Raw genomic sequence first — 19,084 nt, 5'->3', positions numbered from 1 at the left:
ATCTCCTTCTAAAGATATGATTATTAGTATAGCAGAATTTTCAGACAAACGCAAATCGCCTGTGTTAGAAAATATGACATGAAACAGGTGTTGACAAATTGATTGTATAGTTGTATTATACGTATAATATAAAAAACAATTTGGAGGTAACAAATGAAAAAGAAAATGTTAGAAGCGCCAACTGTCTTGTACGACAGGATGCCTAGTTGGTTATTTGTACTATTAGCCTGTATTATGGTAGAAATTTTCTTCTTTGTGGGTTCGCTTGTTGCGGGGATGATTTTAGGGCCGATTATAATGGCAGTTGGATTAGCAAGTGGTTCGAGTTTGGATTCTGTGACATCTACTTTCACGAGTTTGCATTTTGAATTGATTTGCTTTGGTTTTGTCGCAGCGGGTCTCATGCTTTGGGTCAAGTTTGTGGAACGTCGACCAATTTCTAGTTTGGGATTTTTCAAGGTGAAGCGAGGGATCCTAAAAGAAATCAGTCTGGGGTGGCTAGTAGGAACGGTGCTCTTTTCAGCAGCTGCTCTCCTGTCTTACCTCTTGGGAGGCTTGACATTTGTCGGTGTTGACTTTAGTGTCGCTAGCATTGGCTTTGTCTTGTCGCTCATCCCTTTCTGGTTTATTCAAGGAGGGACTGAGGAACTCTTGACGCGTGGATGGTTACTTCCCTTGACCAATCGTCGGACTAATCTGGCTGTAGCAGTGGGGGTATCCAGTTCCTTGTTCGGTCTGATGCATTTGGGAAATGATCATGTGACACTGATTTCTCTGTTAGGCCTAGTTCTATCCGGTATTTTTATGGCTTTGTATATGCTGAAGACGGACAATATCTGGGGCGTAGCTGCATTGCACGGTGCTTGGAATTTCACACAGGGAAATCTATTTGGTATCGCGGTCAGTGGTCAGGCTGCTGGTAAGAGCCTCTTGCATTTTGCGGTCAATGCCAAGAGTCCAGAGTGGATTTCTGGAGGTGCATTCGGGACAGAGGGAAGTCTAATTTCTTGCTTGGTTGAATGTGCTGGGATTGTCTATCTGATTTGGGCCTTGAAAAAAGAAAAATCCACTTTATAATATAGAAAAGAAATCGGTTTCAGATGGCCGATTTTTTTATTTCCCATCCTCCTATGGTACAATAGTTCTAACTTAGTAAAAGAGGAAAGTATATGATTGATAGACGAACAGACCAGCCATTTAAATTGGTCTCAAAATATGAGCCATCAGGAGACCAACCACAGGCCATCGAAGCCTTGGTGGACAATATCGAAGGTGGAGAAAAAGCGCAGATTCTTCTTGGAGCGACGGGGACAGGTAAGACCTACACCATGAGTCAGGTCATCAGCAAGGTCAATAAACCAACCCTTGTCATCGCTCATAACAAGACCTTGGCAGGACAACTCTACGGCGAATTTAAGGAATTTTTCCCTGATAATGCGGTCGAGTATTTTGTCTCTTACTACGATTATTACCAGCCGGAAGCCTATGTGCCGTCATCGGATACCTACATCGAAAAAGATAGTTCGGTCAATGATGAGATTGATAAACTGCGTCATTCAGCGACATCGTCACTTTTGGAGCGCAACGATGTGATTGTCGTCGCATCTGTTTCCTGTATCTACGGTTTGGGTTCACCAAAAGAATACGCAGACTCAGCAGTGAGTTTGCGACCAGGTCAGGAAATCTCGCGTGACCAGCTCTTGAATCAACTCGTTGATATTCAATTTGAGCGCAATGATATTGATTTTCAGCGGGGGCGTTTTCGTGTACGTGGCGATGTGGTGGAAATCTTCCCAGCTTCTCGTGACGAGCATGCCTTTCGTGTGGAATTTTTCGGTGATGAAATTGACCGTATTCGTGAGATTGAAAGTCTCACAGGTAAAAATCTAGGCGAAGTGGAGCACTTGGTTCTTTTCCCAGCGACTCACTTTATGACCAACGACGAGCACATGGAAGTTGCCATTGCAAAAATCCAAGCAGAGCTAGAGGAGCAATTAAAGCTCTTTGAATCAGAGGGAAAATTATTGGAAGCGCAACGGTTGCGTCAGCGGACTGAGTACGACATCGAAATGCTTCGTGAAATGGGCTACACCAACGGTGTCGAAAACTATTCTCGCCACATGGATGGGCGGAGTGAAGGCGAGCCACCCTACACGCTACTTGACTTTTTCCCAGAAGATTTTCTGATTATGATTGATGAGAGCCACATGACCATGGGGCAAATCAAGGGTATGTACAACGGAGACCGCGCTCGTAAAGAAATGCTGGTGAATTATGGTTTTCGTTTGCCGTCTGCCTTGGACAATCGTCCGCTTCGTCGGGAAGAATTTGAGAGTCATATCCATCAGATTGTCTACGTTTCTGCCACACCAGGTGATTATGAAAATGAGCAAACGGATACCGTCATTGAGCAAATCATTCGTCCGACTGGTCTACTTGACCCAGAAGTGGAAGTGCGTCCAACCATGGGACAAATGGATGACCTGTTGGGAGAAATCACGGAGCGTAGCCTAAAAGGCGAGCGGACCTTTATCACAACCCTGACCAAGAAAATGGCAGAGGATTTGACCGATTACCTCAAAGAAATGGGTGTCAAGGTCAAATACATGCACTCGGATATTAAAACGCTTGAGCGGACGGAAATCATTCGTGACTTGCGTCTGGGCGTCTTTGATGTATTGGTTGGGATTAACCTTTTACGTGAGGGAATTGACGTACCAGAAGTGTCACTGGTTGCCATCTTGGATGCGGACAAGGAGGGCTTCTTGCGTAATGAACGTGGTCTGATTCAGACTATTGGTCGTGCCGCGCGTAATAGTGAGGGCCACGTGATCATGTATGCGGACAAGATTACGGATTCTATGCAACGGGCCATAGATGAGACAGCTCGCCGTCGCGAAATTCAGATGGCTTATAATGCGGAACACGGCATCGTTCCACAGACCATCAAGAAAGAAATTCGTGACTTGATTTCTGTGACTAAGGCTGGCAGCAAGGATGCAGAAGAAGAAGTTGTGGACTATTCCGCACTCAATAAGACCGAGCGCAAGGATGCTATAAAAAAACTCCAAAAACAAATGCAGGAAGCAGCTGAATTGCTTGACTTTGAATTAGCAGCCCAAATTCGTGACTTGGTATTAGAGTTGAAAGAGATGGAGTGAGGAATTTTCATACCCAGATGATAAAATAGCGAATATTTTCAGAAAATAAAATAAATTGGTGCAATTGACTATAATATCATTGAAAAAATATTTATTTTAGATATAATTTTCTTAAATAAAACTTAAAGGAGACAGCTTATGTCACAAATCCGAGTATCACCTGAAACCCTTCAATCTTGCGCATGTGAGTATGGTAAAGCATCTAACGACATTACGACAATTTTAAACAACTTACAAAGATTGCAAGATACCCTTCGTTCTGAATGGGAGGGTGCGGCGTTCCAAGGTTTTGATAACCAATTTTAACGAGCTGAAATCAAAAGTTCAAAATTTTGCAGAGTTGATGCAACAAATCAATACACAACTTGATAAAACTGCTCAAGCGATGCAACAAAATGACCAAGACCTTTCTCGCAACTTTGGTCTAAATTACTGATTTAATGAAGTTGGGGAAACTCCTCAACTTCATTTTTTTACTAGGAGGAATATGTTAGGAATGAACAGAAAATTATTAGTACTCATGTCTAGTCTGCTAGTTACAACAGCTGGTGGTGCAACTTATTTTGGGATTGTCAAGCCGACTTCAATACGGAATTCGGTGACACAAAAGCAAGAAACTGTCGAGTCCAATGATATTAAGATTGCGTTTGTCAATGAGGATACAGGGGTAAACTACATTGACCAATTTGTCAATATCGGAAGTACCTTGGTAAAGTCATTTGATACTAGAACAGACTATCCAATTGAAATTGTGTCACGCGCAATCGCCGAGCATGGTCTTGAAAATGGGTCCTATCAATTAATGGTCGTTCTTCCTAGTAAGTTTTCATCGGATTCACTAGCATTGGAGCATCAATCGCCAACCCAAACGAGCTTTCAATACCAGATTAAGTCTGACAAACAAATTGTGATTCGTAAGGCAGAGCAGGCGGTTTCTGACTTAAAGACACAGTTTAACCAAGACCTCATTAATATTTATTTTTCAAGTATCATAGGAAATCCTCAATCGGCTCAAGGGCAGGTTGCGACAGCGGTAACACATGAGGGAAATTCCCTAACTGCCTATCAAAGCAATCTTCTTCAGCCACTGGGGGCTACTCTCAATCATTTGCCGGGATTAAGAGCTCACCGGATTCAATTTTGTCTACCTACTCTTCCTTTAATGATGCTTTGAATCATACAAATGAAAGTTTTTCTTCTATTATAAATGTTGATAAAACTTACGATACAGAATTGTCAGTGATTCAGGAAGCACAAACCAAGTGGCAAACTTCTATTGGGCAACGAGAACAAAACATTGCTCAATACGATGAGTCCCTCTCTAAGCTGTCGGTAGCGGACCAGCTTCAACAACTACAAACAGTAAAAACGACCTTCAATGATGGTCTGAGCAATCCAACTACTTGGGATGAAACAATTACTAAATCTTAAGGTATCAATGCGTTAGCTCTATCAGATGCGGATAAAAAATACTTGAAAAATATCAATGACTTTGTTGCATGGTATGCTGACAAATACAATAAACCATTACCGTCAGTGACAAGCAGTGCACAAGTGGAACGGACTGATAAAATTAAAAATCATATTTTGTCAGGACTTGCTGCAGGCGGTGTGCTGACATTTCCAAACGTAACAGGTGAAGTAACAGATGTTAGAATTTCAGTTCCGTCGCAATATACACTTTCTATTAATGGCTATCAGACTCGTCAATTATCTGTCACTGAGTATCAAGTGCTCGTATCTGGGACACAACCCCAATTAACGTTGCAGTATCAATTAGGTGTAGCCTCACCACAACAACTGAACGTCCTTTCCCCAGCTGTTGTTCAAGCTGTTGTTACAACAAGCGAAAAAGCTGACATAGCTGTTGCTAAAGAAAAAATAGAAGAGGTTTCAGTTGCTGATGCTAGCACGGATACGTCTATAGATAAGTCTACAAGTCCTGATGCAACGAATGGAAGTACTACACCGACACCAGCTGTTCCGAAAACAGAAACCAAAGTGACAACTGTATATGAACCTGAGAGTAAAGAATTCAAACGGGAATATTCCGCTTCTTCAACTCTATTCCCTTATGAAAGTTATGCGGGAGATTCAGAGTCAGCAACATTATTTGCTGATATCCATGGTTATCTGGAGTTGGCTGCTATTGTTCAGACGATTTTTGGAACGGATTTAAGACAGTCGTTTGATGCATCGGTAGCAGGGAAAAACGGTTTGTTGAATTCGGCTGATATGGAAAGCCTAAAAACGATTCTAGGTTTAGCCTATGCATTGCAACATACTAAATGGATGCGAGGCAGTGAAAACGGGGAACGAGTGAGTTGGTCAAATGCTATCGTACCAATGTCCGTACTATCTGGAGTGGCGGTAATCAGTGGACTTATGATTTTTGCAATTATGGGTAGCAAACTAGATGTTATCGGCAGTCAGTTTATCACTTTAATGATGGCAGGAGTTGTTTTATTATTGGTATTCTCATACAGCAATAATCTCCTCCTTAAATACTTTAAACATATTGGTTTCTTAGTCTCAATTGGTTTACTTATGCTCTATATCATCAGTGCTTCGCAGCTGTTTGATGTACAATTTGCAACGACCAATCAAGGAATTGCATCTGTTTCACCACTGACTTATACAGAAAAAATGTTCCAATTACTGTTAAGCCATCAGGAGGGATGGGGATTAATCTTTGGTATTTTACTCTTCTTGATTCCAGCTTTAGGTGGACTAAATGTCTACCTTTATAAAGAGATGGAAGACTAATTTTTGAACATATGACATCTATCCTAATTTAGTATAACTAGATTGGGATTCTTGTCTATTTATTCGAGCGGAAAGAACGATTCGAGGTTGATGACTGGAGTGAACAACGAGGTGGTAATGAGATGAAAATAAAATTGAAGACGCTCCTATTTACGGTTTTTTACTACCAATCACAGTTTATGCGGCAGATGGTAATTTGAAAATCGATACAAATATTCAAACCCCAACTGAGCAGCGCGATGTTTCGTACATTGAGCAAGAGACAGAGTTGTCTAAGCTTTTTAGTCCAGAAGCGACTAAGAATATTAACAAGTTACAGGATGAAAAAACAGAACAGTATTCTAAAGACAAACAGCCGCTTTTTATGAAGAAGTTGACCCAAGAGAATCTTGTCAAACAGTACCAGACATTAAACAAATAGGAGATTTTTGGTATGCAATTAAATAAAATGGATAAATTATCGATGGAGTTGTGCGATAATATAGAGGATATTTTTCGGGTGAATTTTGCTTGAAAATCCAATTTTCAACCGTCACTGATTTTCGTATATTGAGAAGTCAGCCAAAAGCTGTTATACTAAGTACAACAAGTATTGACATACTTGTCAATACAGAGCTAGTAGAAAGAGGAAGATTGGAATGCCACGTAGCCAGGAAGTGATTTTAACCAATATGTGTCTGATTGAGGATGCGGACCGCAAGATTGTAATGCAAATTCGAGATCCTGAGCGCTATACTTGGTCAGGAGCTGCCTTGCCAGGTGGGCATATTGAAGTGGGGGAAAGTCTCCATGAGGCGGTTGTTCGGGAAGTGTATGAGGAGACCGGGCTTCTTATTCGCAATCCCAAGTTGGTTGGGATGAAGCATTGGTATACAAAAGAAGGTGTCCGATATCTGGTTTTTCTCTATCGGACTATTGACTTTGAAGGGCAGTTGCGTTCTTCGGAAGAAGGGGAAGTGCAGTGGGTAGATCGGGCGGATTTGTCAGAGATGGAGCTCGCTTATGATTTGCTCAATTTGCTCCGCGTTTTTGATGAAAAGGAGCTATCTGAACTGTTCTATCGGGAACGGCTGGAGGACGATTTTATCCGTGAGTTTTGGTAAAATAGGACAAATTCACTTTGAATTTGTCTTTTTTATGCTAAAAAATCAAAAAATATTGAATAAAAATTCAAACTACGGTTGACAATTGTATAAAAATGAATTAAAATAGTCACATACTTTTGAAAAACAAGTGAAATGTAATCGAAATTCACTTTCAAAAACCGATACTGGAGACAGTAGGCAAAAGAAAAGAGGATTATTATGAAATTCAAGAAAATGTTAGTGGCAGCAACAACTGTATTGGCTGGTTTGACTTTGATAGCATGCTCATCGTCTAGTCAATCAACCTCCTCCTCATCTGCGGTGGACAAAATTAAAGAAAAAGGGACACTTGTGGTAGCCACAAGCCCAGACTATGCACCGTTTGAATTCCAAACCCTGGTCAATGGTGAAAACAAGGTTGTAGGTTCGGATATCTTATTGGCTGAAAAGTTGGCCAAAGATTTGGGCGTTAAATTGGAAGTGTCAACCATGAGCTTCGATAATGTCTTGACCAGTGTTCAAAATGGGAAAGTTGACATTGCCATTGCTGGCTTGTCTTACTCAAAAGAACGCGCGCAAACATTTGATTTTACCGATCCATACTACTCTGTAGCCGATGTTTTGTTGGTTAAAAAATCATCTCTTGACAAGTTTACAAAACCTGCGGATTTGAAAGGTAAATCATTGGCGGTGCAAAAAGGGACAACCCAAGAAGCTTACGCGCAAGCAAAATTGTCAAATGCCAATATCGTCTCACTCACTGGTATGAGTGAAGCTGTGACGGAGTTGAAAGCTGGTCAAGTCTATGCAGTCTTGCTCGATTCAGCAGTGGCAGAAGGCTATGTCGCACAAAATACGGACTTGGCAGTAGCGTCTGTAACATTTGATCCTAAGGATGGAAACAAAAAAGTCGTTGTTTTAGCAAAAGGTCATGAAGACTTGCAAAAGGCTTTGAACAAATCTATCAAGGAAATCACAGAAAATGGTGACTATGATAATTACTTGAAAGAAGTGGCTAAATACAAGGCAGTCGACGGAAAATAATCGACCAGTTTATGGCTAGCAATAATAAAAGAGGTGGGACAAAGTCCTAACCTCTTTTTGTTACGTCTTTCAGATAGAAGGTGGTCAATCGCGGAATGGTAATGCGCGCTCCCGTTTCATTGGTTTGTAATTCGAATGATTCCGTCGGGAGAATAGCCGTTGAAAAGACAAGTTTGTAGGTTTTACCAGCAGGTAAGTCCAATGCCAAATCAAAAATATCTTGGTCATTGAAATTTGAGATGACCAAAATCTCTTCATCATCACCAAAGCGTGAGAAGGCAAAGCAATTTGCTTCTTCAGCTATGGCTGCCCACTTAAATCCTTTTTCGTGTGCTTGATAGTCGTATTGCCAAAATGCAGGATGCTGGCGATAATAGTTGGTCAGATACTGCATCATGCTGTGGAAGGATTGGTGGACAGGGTAGTCCAGCAAGAGCCAGTCCATCTGTGTGTATTCGTGCCATTCTCGGATATGCCCCCATTCATTGCCCATAAAAAGGAGTTTCTTTCCTGGATGAGCAAAATAGTAAGCATAGTAAGCGCGTGCCAGATGGAATTTATCTTGGTAGTTACCATCCATTTTTTCGACAATCGAATGCTTGCCGTGGACGACTTCATCATGCGAGAGTGGGAGAATAAACTGTTCGTTTTGGTTGTAATACATACCAAATGTGATTTCGTTGACATGGTGCTTGCGGTAGATAGAGGGACGACTCATGTATTTGAGTGTATCATTCATCCAACCCAAGTCCCATTTCATATCAAAGCCAAGTCCATCTGCATCGAGTGGATGGGTAACACCTGGGTAACTTGATGAATCTTCAGCAATCATGACAACGCCTTTGAATTCTTGGTGGACAAGAGCTGTGACGCGTTTGATAAAATCGATGGCAGGTTGATTGATTTTGTCTGGTTCTGTCTCTCCTCGCCAGTAGAGTAGATAGGATAGGGCGTCAACACGGATACCATCGAAGTGAAATTCATTGAGCCAGTAGTGGATATTTGATAGGAGGAAAGAGCGAGTTACGCCTTTGCTCAGGTCAAAATTCGCAGTACCCCATTGACGATTTTCACGATCGTGTTCTTCTTGGTATTCGTAGAGCCAAGAGCCGTCAAATTGATAAAGTCCATGCGCATCTTTGCAGAAATGAAGCGGTACCCAGTCGAGAATAACCCCGATTCCAGCTTGGTGGCATTGGTCTACTAGGTATTTGAGTTCGTCAGGTTTTCCATAACGACTAGTTGGGCTAAAATAGCCGGTCACTTGGTACCCCCACGAAGCGTCCAAAGGATGTTCCATGATGGGGAGAAGTTCGATATGGGTGTATCCTTGCTCTTTTATATAATCAATGAGAAGAGGTGCAAGTTCCTTATAGGAGTAAAAGTTTTCTCTGCTGGCCCCCTCACCTGTTTGGTTGATAATTTTTTGCTTCCAAGAACCTAGATGCACTTCATAGACGGAAAATGGACTTGTTTTGAAGTCGTAATCTGTCCGTTGGTAAATCCAATCTTGATCCTTGAATTTATAGCGCGAATTGTAAGTTTGTGAAGCTGTATCCGGGCGTAGTTGGCTAAAGAAAGCATAGGGATCAGCCTTATATAATTCACGTCCATCAAGTGTAATAATGAGATATTTGTAATTTTCATGGGCGGTTAAACCATCAATATAGACTTGGTAGACACCGCCAATCTCGTGTTCTAAAGGATGCGACTTTTGCCAACCATTAAAGTCCCCAACCAGATAAACAGAGCTGGCATTTGGGGCGTAAACACGAAATTGTGTGCCGATTAGTTTATTACCTTTTTTGACCAGGTGAGCGCCCATTTTTTCGTAAAGGCTAGTGTGTTCACCACTTTGAAGGTAATAGAGGTCTAAATCACTAAATGTATTCATTCTTCCTCCTTAAATCCTTGAAAAGGCGAGGCCGAGTTTGTTCCTCGCGTCTCGCCTGAGTGTTACTGTGTAATTTCTCTGTAGAGCCAAATGTATTTTTCAGCGGAAACTGGCCAGCTGACATCTTTTTCCATAGCTTGCTCGACTAGTTTTGTCCAATCCTGTGGTCGTTCGTAATAGGTTTCAAGTGCCAAGTCATAGACGTACTTCATGCTTTGAGCATTTTTCTCGAAGAAACTAAATCCTGTACCCTGGAGATTTTCTCGGTTATAAGGGATAACGGTATCTCGTAGTCCACCCGTTTCACGTACCAAAGGAAGTGTACCGTAATGCATGGAAATGAGCTGACTGATGCCACATGGTTCAAAGATGGATGGCATGAGGAAGAGGTCACTCGCTGCATAGATTTGATGAGCAAGAGGCTCGTTGTAGCCACGGTAGAAGGCGAATTTATCCGGATAAGCTTCTTTAAAATGATTGAATGCATTTTCGATATCTTGCTCGCCATTTCCCAAAACCACAAACTGAACTCTAGCTTGAAGCATATGGCCTAGCATCTCTGTCAAAAGATAGAACCCTTTTTGGTAAGTCAGACGCGAAACAATGCCGACGAGGAGAGTGTCTTCGTCTTGGGGCAAGCCAAACTGTGCCTGCAAGGCTAGCTTATTCGCCTTTTTATCAGCTAAGTGTTGGCTATCAAATGGCTTGACAAGGGCAGGATCGGTTTGTGGATTCCAGACATCGTAGTCAATTCCGTTGACGATACCGCAAAGGTCATGTTGGCGGAGAGCAAGGACATGCTGCATATTTTCGCCAAATTCTTCGGTTAAAATTTCCTGCGCATAGGTTTCCGAAACGGTCGTTACCTTGTCTGCGTAAAGGATGCCTAACTTCATAAAACTAATACAGTCATCGTAGAAGCGTGCAGTGCCATCCAGATAGTAACCGTAGTCCATACCGAGCGCAGACCAGAGGGATTGTTTGTTGAAAATGCCTTGGAAAGCTAGATTATGAATGGTAAAGACATGCTGGATTTGTCGAAATTCTTCCCGGTAGCTATAAAATGTACGGCAGAGAAATGGCAGTGCAGCAGTGTGCCAGTCATGGCTATGGATAATGTCTGGAAAGTAGTTGAGGGCTTCTAACAAACGGCAAGTTGCGTGTTGGAAGAAACCAAAGCGTATGGCATCGTCATCGTAACCGTAGAGTTCGTCGCGTTCAAAGAAATCACGGTGTTCGATAAAGTAGAAGGTAACCCCGTCCACGACTTGTTGATAGACATTGGCCATAGATTGAATATCACCAGCTCGCACATCAAAACTCGAAACATAGGTAAAGTCTGCGTGATTGTTTTTGGCAATTTTCAAATAGAGGGGAAGGACCACACGAACGTCCATTCCTTGCTTGACCAATTCCTTTGGAAGGGAACCGATAACATCCGCCAAGCCACCTGTTTTGATAAAAGGGAGCCCTTCAGAAGCCACAAAGAGAATCGATTTTTTTGACATGGTGTATCCTTTCTCTTAAATGAGGTGGTGTGCCTTGATGTAGGCAGGTGCTTCCGGTGTCCCCTTGATGTCGATGGAGTGAGTGATGGTAGTCGACTTGTCAATAATAGCATTTTCAATGGTTGCACCAGATTTGATGGTCACTCCATTTAGGATAATAGAATTTTTGACAGAGACACCTTCTTCGATAATGACATCACGGTCAATGACAGAGTTTTCTACCTCACCGTTGATATAAGCACCGTTGGAAATCAAGCTGCCGGATACTTCTGCCAGAGGGCCGTAAAGACAAGGAGAACTGTCGCTCGTTTGCGTATGAATCGGCCAGTTTTGCTTGAAGAGGAGTCGGCGCGTGTTACGGTCAATCAATTCAAGCTGGGTATTAAAGTAAGCCTCAACAGTATTGATACAGGCTACATAGTCACGGTGCGCATAGCCCATAATCTTGTATTGGTCTACTACGTCACGAATAATGTCCTTGAGCCAGTAGAGGACAGAAACCTTGTTAGCGCGCTCAATCAATTCTAAAAACAGGCTACGTTTCATGAAGTAGGCTTCGAGTGATACGGACCGATTTTTATATTTTCCATGATTTTCGTCGAATTCGATAATGCGCTTGTCATCATCAAATTTCAATGTTTGGCAACCGATAAAGGCTTCTTTGGCATTGGTCACGTTTTTGTAGAGAACGGTAATGTCTGCACCAGTCTCCACATGTTCTTCCATAACCTTTGTATAATCCTGGCTATAGATAAAGTAAGATGGAGCGATCAGGACGTATTCCTTGTTTGACTTTTCAATGTAGTGGACATTGTCTGAAAATGCTTTGACATCGTGCTGGTAGATAGAGTTTGGATCTGTCACACTATTGAGCAGACGCAATTTGCCCCGTTTGCTGTTGATGTTGTAGTGCTTTCCGGTACCGACGTGCTGGATAGTGGAGCGCATCTTGGCAGGCATGTAGACTTGGAACTCAGTAATACCAGAGTTGGACATGTTGGACAAGACAAAGTCAATCAAGCGGTAGCGCCCGAGAAATCCAAAGGCTTGCACACCACGGTGTCCCATAATATCTCCAAAATGAACGTTTGTACCTTCGATGTTGACGATTCCAAGAGTATTTCTAAGCATCTGTATCCTCCTTTACTTTGCTTACATTTTTGTCAATGAGGAGGATTGCATCTGGTGTTCCCGCAAGCGAGCTACCGTCAGCAATTTTAATTCCTTCAGCAATGATAACATAATCTAATTCAACATTTTCTCCAATCTGCGCATTCGGTAAAATCACAGAATTTTTAACGACAGCTCCCTCCTTGATTTGGGCATCTGTAGACACAATAGAATGTTCTACATAGCCATCGATGATAGCACCTTTGTCGATATAGGCGCTCTTAACCGTCGCATTTGAGCCAATCACTTGAGCGGGAGAACCAGTGTCTTCAGAGTAGATTTTCCAAGTAGGGTCAAAAAGATTGAGGTCGTCATTGTGGTCAATCAAGTCCATATTGGATTCCCAGAGACTATTGACCGTACCCACATCTTTCCAGTAGCCACGGAATGGATAAGCATAAAGCTTGCGACCGTCTTCAAGGTATTTTGGAATGAGGTCATGACCAAAATCGTGAGAAGAAGTGTCTAATTTTTCATCTTCCAGTAGGTATTTTTTCAAGGTTTTCCAAGTGAAGATGTAAATCCCCATGGAAGCAAGATTGCTCTTAGGATCCGCAGGTTTTTCTTCGAACTCTTCGATGCGGTAATCTTCATCGGTATTCATGATACCAAAACGAGACGCCTCTTTTATCGGAACTTCGATAACGGCAATGGTGGCATCTGCCCCTTTTTCAATGTGAGATTCGAGCAATTTGTCATAATTCATCTTGTAGATGTGGTCACCTGACAAAATGAGGACATATTCTGGCTCATGTAAATCGATAAAATCAATATTTTGAGTGATTGCATCAGCTGTACCTTGGTAAAGTCCAAAACCTTCGATTTTTTCACGTGGAGGCAGGACAAATACACCTGAACCATGTACATCTAGTCCCCAGCGTTGCGACTGGGCAACATAAGAGTTGAGCAGGACAGATTCATACTGTGTGAGGACACCAACAATATCGATACCCGAATTAGCACAGTTGCTGAGAGGGAAGTCAATAATGCGATATTTGCCACCGAATGCTACCGCTGGTTTTGCGACTTTGTGTGTCAAACCTTCCAAGCGCGTCCCGCGTCCGCCGGCCAAAATCATTGCTAATAACTTGTTTTGTGCCAAAATAATCACTCCTTATTTGTTTAATAACTTCATTATATCATTACCAAGGGATAAAAGAAAGCGTTTTCTTGTATAAAAATGAAAATCTTTCATCGTTTAAAAGAAAACAGTATTTTCAAAAAAGGATGAAAAAAGACAACCCGAAGGTCGTCGTATTTAGTCTTCTCCAAAAAGCTTAGTTTCCGTTCGTCCGATACAGTGATGTTCCTCATCCCAGTAATGTACCCGCTCAAAAGAGCCTTTTCTCCAGTAAAGGGGAAGTCGGTTACGGATGTCATCCTGCATTGGAATAGTGTCCAATACATCAATGGACCACCACTTGGGAGTGCCTTCCGCGGACTGGTTGAGGACCTGCCCTTCAAAGTCTGTACATAAGAAGTCGTAGTAGACATAGCGCTCAGGAATGGCGGGATTGATGAAGCCAGAGATTCCCTTTAGTTCCAAGTTTAAGGCGGTCAATCCTGTCTCTTCCTTTAACTCTCTTAGAGCAGCACTGAAGACAGTCTCTGCAAATTCAACCTTGCCGCCTGGCTGAATCCAGCCTTTAAAATTATCGTGTTGACGATCTAGCAAGAGTACCTGATTATCTTTTTTTACGCAAATGTTTACCCAGCATTTGACCCTTTCCTCAGTCATTGAATTGGACCTCTTCTAGTAAGTAGTTGATAAACCGTTCTCCCATATTGGACAGATTTGTTTTTTCATGTTGGATGTAAATCAATTCGATTTCGTCGTCAATTTCAAGCGGGATAGATACGATATTATCCCCATTGAGATTACTGTTGAGAATCCCCGTCGCAATGGTATAGCCATCGAGACCAATCAAGAGATTGAAAAGAGTGGCACGGTCAGAGACGACAATGGACTTTTTATGGTGTTCTTGTGACAGGATTTCCTCAGAAAAATAGAAAGAATTATGAATCCCTTGTTCGTAGCTGAGGTAAGGAAATTCAGTCAAGTCATCCAATCGCACAGAGGTTTTCTGGGCAAGCGGATTGGTCTTGCTGACAAAAACATGGGGATGGGCAGTGAAAAGTGGTGTGTACTTGATCCGATTGTCCTCAAACATTTTCAGCAAGACATCGCGGTTGAAATTATTTAGAAAGAGAACACCGATTTCTGAACGGAAATTTTTGATGTCGTCGATAATTTCCCAAGTCCGTGTCTCCCGTAAAAAGAGTTCATAATCTGCCATGTCTGTCTTTTTCAGGAGGGAGACAAAGGCATTGACCACAAAGGCGTAGTGCTGAGAGGACACGCTAAAGAGCTCTCGCTTGGTATTTGGATTTTTATACCGTTCTTCCAAGAGTTCTGTCTGTTCCACTACTTGACGGGCATAGGAAAGAAATTCCATACCATCCTTGGTTAAGGTAATTCCTTTTGGATGACGGTGAAAAATCTCAATCCCCATCTCTTTTTCTAGGTCACGTACAGCGTTGGAAAGACTGGGTTGGGTGATAAAAAGTTGCTTGGAAGCCTCGTTCATAGAACCAGTCTCGGCAATCTTGATGATGTAGTGTAGTTGTTGAATTCTCATAAGAATAGTGTAGCTAAAAAAAATAAAAGATTCAAGTGAAATAAAAAATGTTTCCTCGGTATTTCTCTTGGTATTTAGAGAAAATTATGTTATATTACTTAAGATAATGAATTATATAGAAGAGATGAAATAATCTCAAAATGAATATTATTTTGAGATATCTTAGGAGGCAGAATGGCTAAAAATAGCAGTCGCCAGCGTCATGAAAAGAAATCCAAGACTGGTACGATTATTAACACTACTTTATTGATTTTATATACAGGATTGGTTGGTGCGTTGATGTATCTGATTGTTGCAAAGCAATTTCTACATTTTAGACAACTTCACGTGATTGTGCCAATAGTTCTGTTGCTTGTTTGGCTTTTAGCGCTCATTGCGATACTAAAGAAAAAAGTCAAAGTATTGACAGCAGTTTGTTTAGTGCTTTTTTTGCTAGGAGTGACTGGACTGATTTTTACTTATAAATCAGCCGCTGACTTGACACAAAAATTCAACAGCACAGCTTCATATTCTGAGATTGAGATGAGCGTGGTTGTGGCTAAAGATAGCACGGTCAATAATCTGAGCGAATTGAGTGAAGTGCAGTCTCCTTTAGCGAGTGATCGTGACAACATCGAAGCCCTTTTAGGGAAAGCTCGCCTTGAGAAAAATGTCAATTTGACACCGGTTGAAACAGCCTCTTATCAATCTGCCTACGAAACAATCATGGCAGATAAGTCAAAGGCGATGGTTCTCAACAGCGCTTATAGCAGCCTTCTTGAGTTAAACGATGCTGACTATGTTTCAAAAATCAAAACACTTTATACTTATAAAATTAGTAAAAAAGTGAGCGTCAAGAAGTCATCAGACAAGCAGAAAGATCCAAATGTATTCAATATCTATATTAGTGGTATTGATACCTATGGTTCAATTTCTACCGTATCTCGATCAGATGTCAATATCATCATGACAGTCAATATGGATACCCACAAGGTCCTTCTCACAACAACTCCACGTGATTCTTATGTGAAAATTCCAGACGGTGGTGGAAATCAGTACGATAAGTTGACCCACGCAGGTGTCTATGGTGTTGAAACATCTATGAAAACCTTGGAGAATCTCTACGGTATCGATATTGATTACTACGCTCGGATCAACTTTACATCCTTTATGAAGTTGATTGATGCAGTTGGCGGTGTAGAAGTGAATAATCCAACGGTCTTCACAGCCGGTGGCCAAACATTTGAAGCAGGGACGATTCAACTTGATTCAGCTTCTGCCTTGCGTTTTGTTCGTGAACGTTATTCATTAGCAGGCGGTGACCACGACCGTGGACGAAATCAAGAACGCGTCATTGCAGCTTTGATCAAGAAACTAGCAAGCTTCCAATCATTGACGAATATTTCAGATGTGGTGACGTCTTTACAGGATTCTGTTCAGACTAATATGTCCTTGGATAGTATGATGACCATTGCCAATGCTCAGTTGTCATCAGGTGGTCAATTCGCTGTTACTTCACAAGATGTCACTGGTACTGGCTCAACAGGAGAATTGTCTTCTTATGCGATGCCAGGATATGCTCTCTATATGTTATCTCTTGATCAAGCAAGTGTCGACACAGCTAAAGCAGCAATTAATAGTACAATGGAGGGAAAATAAGTGATTGATCTTCATTCACACATTGTATTTAATGTAGACGATGGACCGGATACTTTGGAAGAAAGTCTTTCTTTGATAGAAGAAGCCTATCGGCAGGGAGTTCGAACTATTGTATCAACCTCACACCGCCGAAAAGGGATGTTTGAAACACCTGAGGAAGAAATCCTCGCGAATTTTCAAATTGTCAAAGTAGAAGCTGAAAAACGATTTGATGGCTTGACTATCTTATATGGTGGAGAGCTCTATTATAGAAATTCTATCTTAAAGAAACTGGAAACTGGAGTATTTCCTACCTTAAATGGGACACGATTTGCGTTAGTTGAATTTTCAGGTGGAACTCCTTGGCAAGAAATACGCCAAGCCTTGGCTAATGTCCAAATGATTGGTCTAACACCTGTTGTTGCCCACATTGAACGCTACGATGTCTTGGAATTCAAAGAAGAACGCGTGCGTGAATTGATTAACATGGGATGCTATATGCAGGTAAATAGTAATCATGTATTGAAGCCAAAATTGTTTGGCGACAAGGAAAAGATTTATAAAAAACGAGGTCGTTATTTCCTAGAAAAAGACCTGATTCACTTTATTTCAAGCGATATGCATAATCTGGACAGACGTCCGCCTTTCATGCAAGAAGCTTACCAAGTAGTAGAAAAAGAATATGGCACAAATTATGCCCGTGCAATTTTTTATGATAATGCTGAAACGATTTTAGCAGATGAATTTATTTAGGAGAAAAAATGAATACCAAAGACCAAACGATTGAAATTGATGTGTTGCAGTTGTTACACAAAATATGGGATAAAAAAGTACTAATATCCTTTGCCGGAATTTTCTTTGCAGCAGTTTCCTTCCTATATAGTACTTTGGTTGTTGTGCCAAAATATGATGCTACAACTCGTATTTATGTTGTAAACAAAACAGGTGAAGCTTCTGTAATAACAGCCCAAGATTTGCAAGCAGGCTCTTTTTTAGTTAACGACTATAAGGAAATTATTACCTCAAGTGACGTCCTCAATAAAGTTGTTGAAAAAGAAGGGCTCAATATGACAGCAGGTGAACTGGGCAGTAAAGTTTCTGTTGATATCCCGACTAATACGCGGGTTATTTCGATTAGTGTGCGTGATAGCGAACCTAAAATGGCTAGTCAGTTAGCAGACTCGGTTCGTGAAGTAGCAGCAGAAAAAATTAAAGAAGTAACCAAGGTAGAAGATGTCACTACTTTAGAAGCGGCGAAACTACCATCTTCTCCGTCAACTCCAAATACAAAACGGAATGTTTTGCTTGGGTTGATGGCTGGTTTTGTATCGGCCATCGCAGCAGTTGTTTTGTTCGAGTTGTTGGATGATCGGATTAAGCGCCCAGAAGATGTAGAAGAAGTATTAGGGCTTCCATTACTTGGTATTGTACCAAACTTTGAAAAAATGTAGAGGAGAGAAAATGGGCATGTTAGAATTGGTGAATTCAAAAGGGCGTCAATTAGCATCTGCTGATGAATACTATAACTCGGTTCGGGCAAATATTCAATTTAGCGGAATAGATTTGAAAACAATTGTATTGACTTCTGTACAGCCAAACGAAGGAAAAACAACTACATCAACGGGGTTGGCCATGTCGTTTGCTACAGCAGGATATAAGACATTATTAATTGATGCGGATACTCGAAATTCAGTACTATCTGGAACATTTACAGCACTAGGAGCAATTGAAGGTTTGACAAGCTACCTCTCAGGAAATGCTAGCTTGGGTGAAGTGATTTGTGACACAAATGTACCAAATCTTTTGATTATTCCTTCTGGAAAACACACTCCAAATCCAACACGCTTGATTCAGAATGACCGTTTTTCAGATATGATGGAAAAGGTTCGTACGGTTTTTGACTATGTGATTGTAGATTCGCCACCGATTGGTTTGGTAGTGGATGCAGCGATTATTGCTCAAAAGTGTGATGGTGTTGTTCTGGTTACGGGAGCAGGCAGTGTGAAACGTCGCTTTCTTCTAAAAGCTAAAGAACAAATGGAAATGAGTGGTGCACAATTTTTAGGTGTCGTTCTTAATAAAGTCGATGTTGAGCAGAGCCGATACGGTTCTTATGGAAATTATGGTTCATATGGGAAAGCAACAGAGAAAAAAGCAGTTAAACATCGTCGAATAAGAAAAGAGAATTAATAAAAGGCTA

At 41.4% G+C, this 19,084-nt stretch carries 19 protein-coding genes; 13 read left to right on the top strand and 6 right to left on the bottom strand.

Annotated features, from left to right (window positions below; genetic code table 11):
- Positions 1-153: 153 nt before the first annotated feature.
- From ABID27_RS05680 to ABID27_RS05640, 9 genes are all read left to right on the top strand, one after another.
- On the top strand, positions 154-1,077 hold the full coding sequence (locus tag ABID27_RS05680) for a CPBP family intramembrane glutamic endopeptidase (RefSeq protein ID WP_253364116.1): 924 nt from the start codon (positions 154-156) through the stop codon (positions 1,075-1,077).
- A gap of 92 nt (positions 1,078-1,169) precedes the next feature.
- The gene (uvrB, locus tag ABID27_RS05675) at positions 1,170-3,161 is read left to right on the top strand and encodes an excinuclease ABC subunit UvrB (protein ID WP_354280863.1); all 1,992 of its coding nucleotides are present in this window, start codon (positions 1,170-1,172) and stop codon (positions 3,159-3,161) included.
- Between the two features lie 138 nt (positions 3,162-3,299).
- On the top strand, positions 3,300-3,467 hold the full coding sequence (locus tag ABID27_RS05670; RefSeq protein WP_354280861.1) for a WXG100 family type VII secretion target: 168 nt from the start codon (positions 3,300-3,302) through the stop codon (positions 3,465-3,467).
- Between the two features lie 190 nt (positions 3,468-3,657).
- Positions 3,658-4,335, top strand: a complete 678-nt coding sequence (gene esaA, locus ABID27_RS05665) for a type VII secretion protein EsaA (RefSeq protein ID WP_253364120.1) — start codon at positions 3,658-3,660, stop codon at positions 4,333-4,335.
- Positions 4,332-4,592 (top strand): hypothetical protein, encoded by a 261-nt coding sequence (locus ABID27_RS05660; protein WP_354280859.1) that lies wholly within the window; start codon positions 4,332-4,334, stop codon positions 4,590-4,592. Before esaA ends, ABID27_RS05660 begins: the two co-directional genes overlap by 4 nt.
- A 42-nt stretch (positions 4,593-4,634) precedes the next feature.
- The gene (locus ABID27_RS05655) at positions 4,635-5,927 is read left to right on the top strand and encodes a hypothetical protein (protein WP_354280857.1); all 1,293 of its coding nucleotides are present in this window, start codon (positions 4,635-4,637) and stop codon (positions 5,925-5,927) included.
- 196 nt (positions 5,928-6,123) lie between these two features.
- Positions 6,124-6,348 carry a hypothetical protein gene (locus ABID27_RS05650; RefSeq protein WP_354280855.1) on the top strand — a complete coding sequence of 75 codons (225 nt, stop codon included), beginning with the start codon at positions 6,124-6,126 and terminating at the stop codon, positions 6,346-6,348.
- 217 nt (positions 6,349-6,565) lie between these two features.
- Positions 6,566-7,030 (top strand): 8-oxo-dGTP diphosphatase, encoded by a 465-nt coding sequence (locus ABID27_RS05645; RefSeq protein WP_253364128.1) that lies wholly within the window; start codon positions 6,566-6,568, stop codon positions 7,028-7,030.
- A 201-nt stretch (positions 7,031-7,231) separates the two neighbouring features.
- Entirely contained in the window at positions 7,232-8,056 is an 825-nt protein-coding gene (locus ABID27_RS05640; RefSeq protein WP_354280853.1) for a transporter substrate-binding domain-containing protein, read from the top strand.
- A gap of 46 nt (positions 8,057-8,102) precedes the next feature.
- Here the strand turns inward: ABID27_RS05640 and glgB are convergent, their stop codons facing one another.
- From glgB to ABID27_RS05610, 6 genes are all read right to left on the bottom strand, one after another.
- Positions 8,103-9,950, bottom strand: coding sequence for a 1,4-alpha-glucan branching protein GlgB (gene glgB / locus ABID27_RS05635; RefSeq protein WP_354280851.1), 1,848 nt, complete (start codon positions 9,948-9,950; stop codon positions 8,103-8,105).
- 62 nt (positions 9,951-10,012) lie between these two features.
- Complete coding sequence (gene glgA / locus ABID27_RS05630) at positions 10,013-11,458, bottom strand: glycogen synthase GlgA (protein WP_354280849.1); 1,446 nt, start codon at positions 11,456-11,458, stop codon at positions 10,013-10,015.
- A 15-nt stretch (positions 11,459-11,473) separates the two neighbouring features.
- Positions 11,474-12,589 carry a glucose-1-phosphate adenylyltransferase subunit GlgD gene (gene glgD / locus ABID27_RS05625; RefSeq protein WP_354280847.1) on the bottom strand — a complete coding sequence of 372 codons (1,116 nt, stop codon included), beginning with the start codon at positions 12,587-12,589 and terminating at the stop codon, positions 11,474-11,476.
- Entirely contained in the window at positions 12,582-13,730 is a 1,149-nt protein-coding gene (locus ABID27_RS05620) for a glucose-1-phosphate adenylyltransferase (protein WP_354280845.1), read from the bottom strand. Before ABID27_RS05620 ends, glgD begins: the two co-directional genes overlap by 8 nt.
- Positions 13,731-13,886: 156 nt before the next feature.
- Positions 13,887-14,366: an 8-oxo-dGTP diphosphatase gene (locus ABID27_RS05615; protein ID WP_253364139.1), complete on the bottom strand. Its 480-nt coding sequence runs from the start codon at positions 14,364-14,366 to the stop codon at positions 13,887-13,889.
- Positions 14,359-15,267 (bottom strand): LysR family transcriptional regulator, encoded by a 909-nt coding sequence (locus tag ABID27_RS05610; RefSeq protein WP_253364141.1) that lies wholly within the window; start codon positions 15,265-15,267, stop codon positions 14,359-14,361. Before ABID27_RS05610 ends, ABID27_RS05615 begins: the two co-directional genes overlap by 8 nt.
- A 174-nt stretch (positions 15,268-15,441) precedes the next feature.
- Here ABID27_RS05610 and cpsA point away from each other — a divergent pair, with 174 nt between their 5' ends.
- The 4 genes from cpsA to ABID27_RS05590 are packed head-to-tail and all read left to right on the top strand — an operon-like array spanning position 15,442 to position 19,074.
- A complete protein-coding gene (cpsA, locus tag ABID27_RS05605) occupies positions 15,442-16,905 on the top strand; it encodes an LCP family glycopolymer transferase CpsA (RefSeq protein WP_354280843.1) in 1,464 nt (487 codons plus the stop codon).
- Positions 16,906-17,637, top strand: a complete 732-nt coding sequence (gene cps4B, locus ABID27_RS05600) for a capsular polysaccharide biosynthesis protein Cps4B (protein WP_253364145.1) — start codon at positions 16,906-16,908, stop codon at positions 17,635-17,637. It begins immediately after the preceding gene.
- 8 nt (positions 17,638-17,645) lie between these two features.
- Positions 17,646-18,335 (top strand): Wzz/FepE/Etk N-terminal domain-containing protein, encoded by a 690-nt coding sequence (locus ABID27_RS05595; RefSeq protein ID WP_354280840.1) that lies wholly within the window; start codon positions 17,646-17,648, stop codon positions 18,333-18,335.
- A gap of 10 nt (positions 18,336-18,345) precedes the next feature.
- Positions 18,346-19,074 carry a tyrosine-protein kinase gene (locus tag ABID27_RS05590; protein ID WP_253364149.1) on the top strand — a complete coding sequence of 243 codons (729 nt, stop codon included), beginning with the start codon at positions 18,346-18,348 and terminating at the stop codon, positions 19,072-19,074.
- The last annotated feature ends 10 nt before the right edge of the window (positions 19,075-19,084 follow it).

The organism is Streptococcus gallinaceus, from assembly GCF_040545695.1.
In the GTDB taxonomy this organism is placed as follows: Bacteria; Bacillota; Bacilli; order Lactobacillales; family Streptococcaceae; genus Streptococcus; species Streptococcus gallinaceus.
The sequence above is the reverse complement of the archived record's forward strand: the minus strand, read 5'-3'. Positions and strand labels throughout refer to the sequence as shown.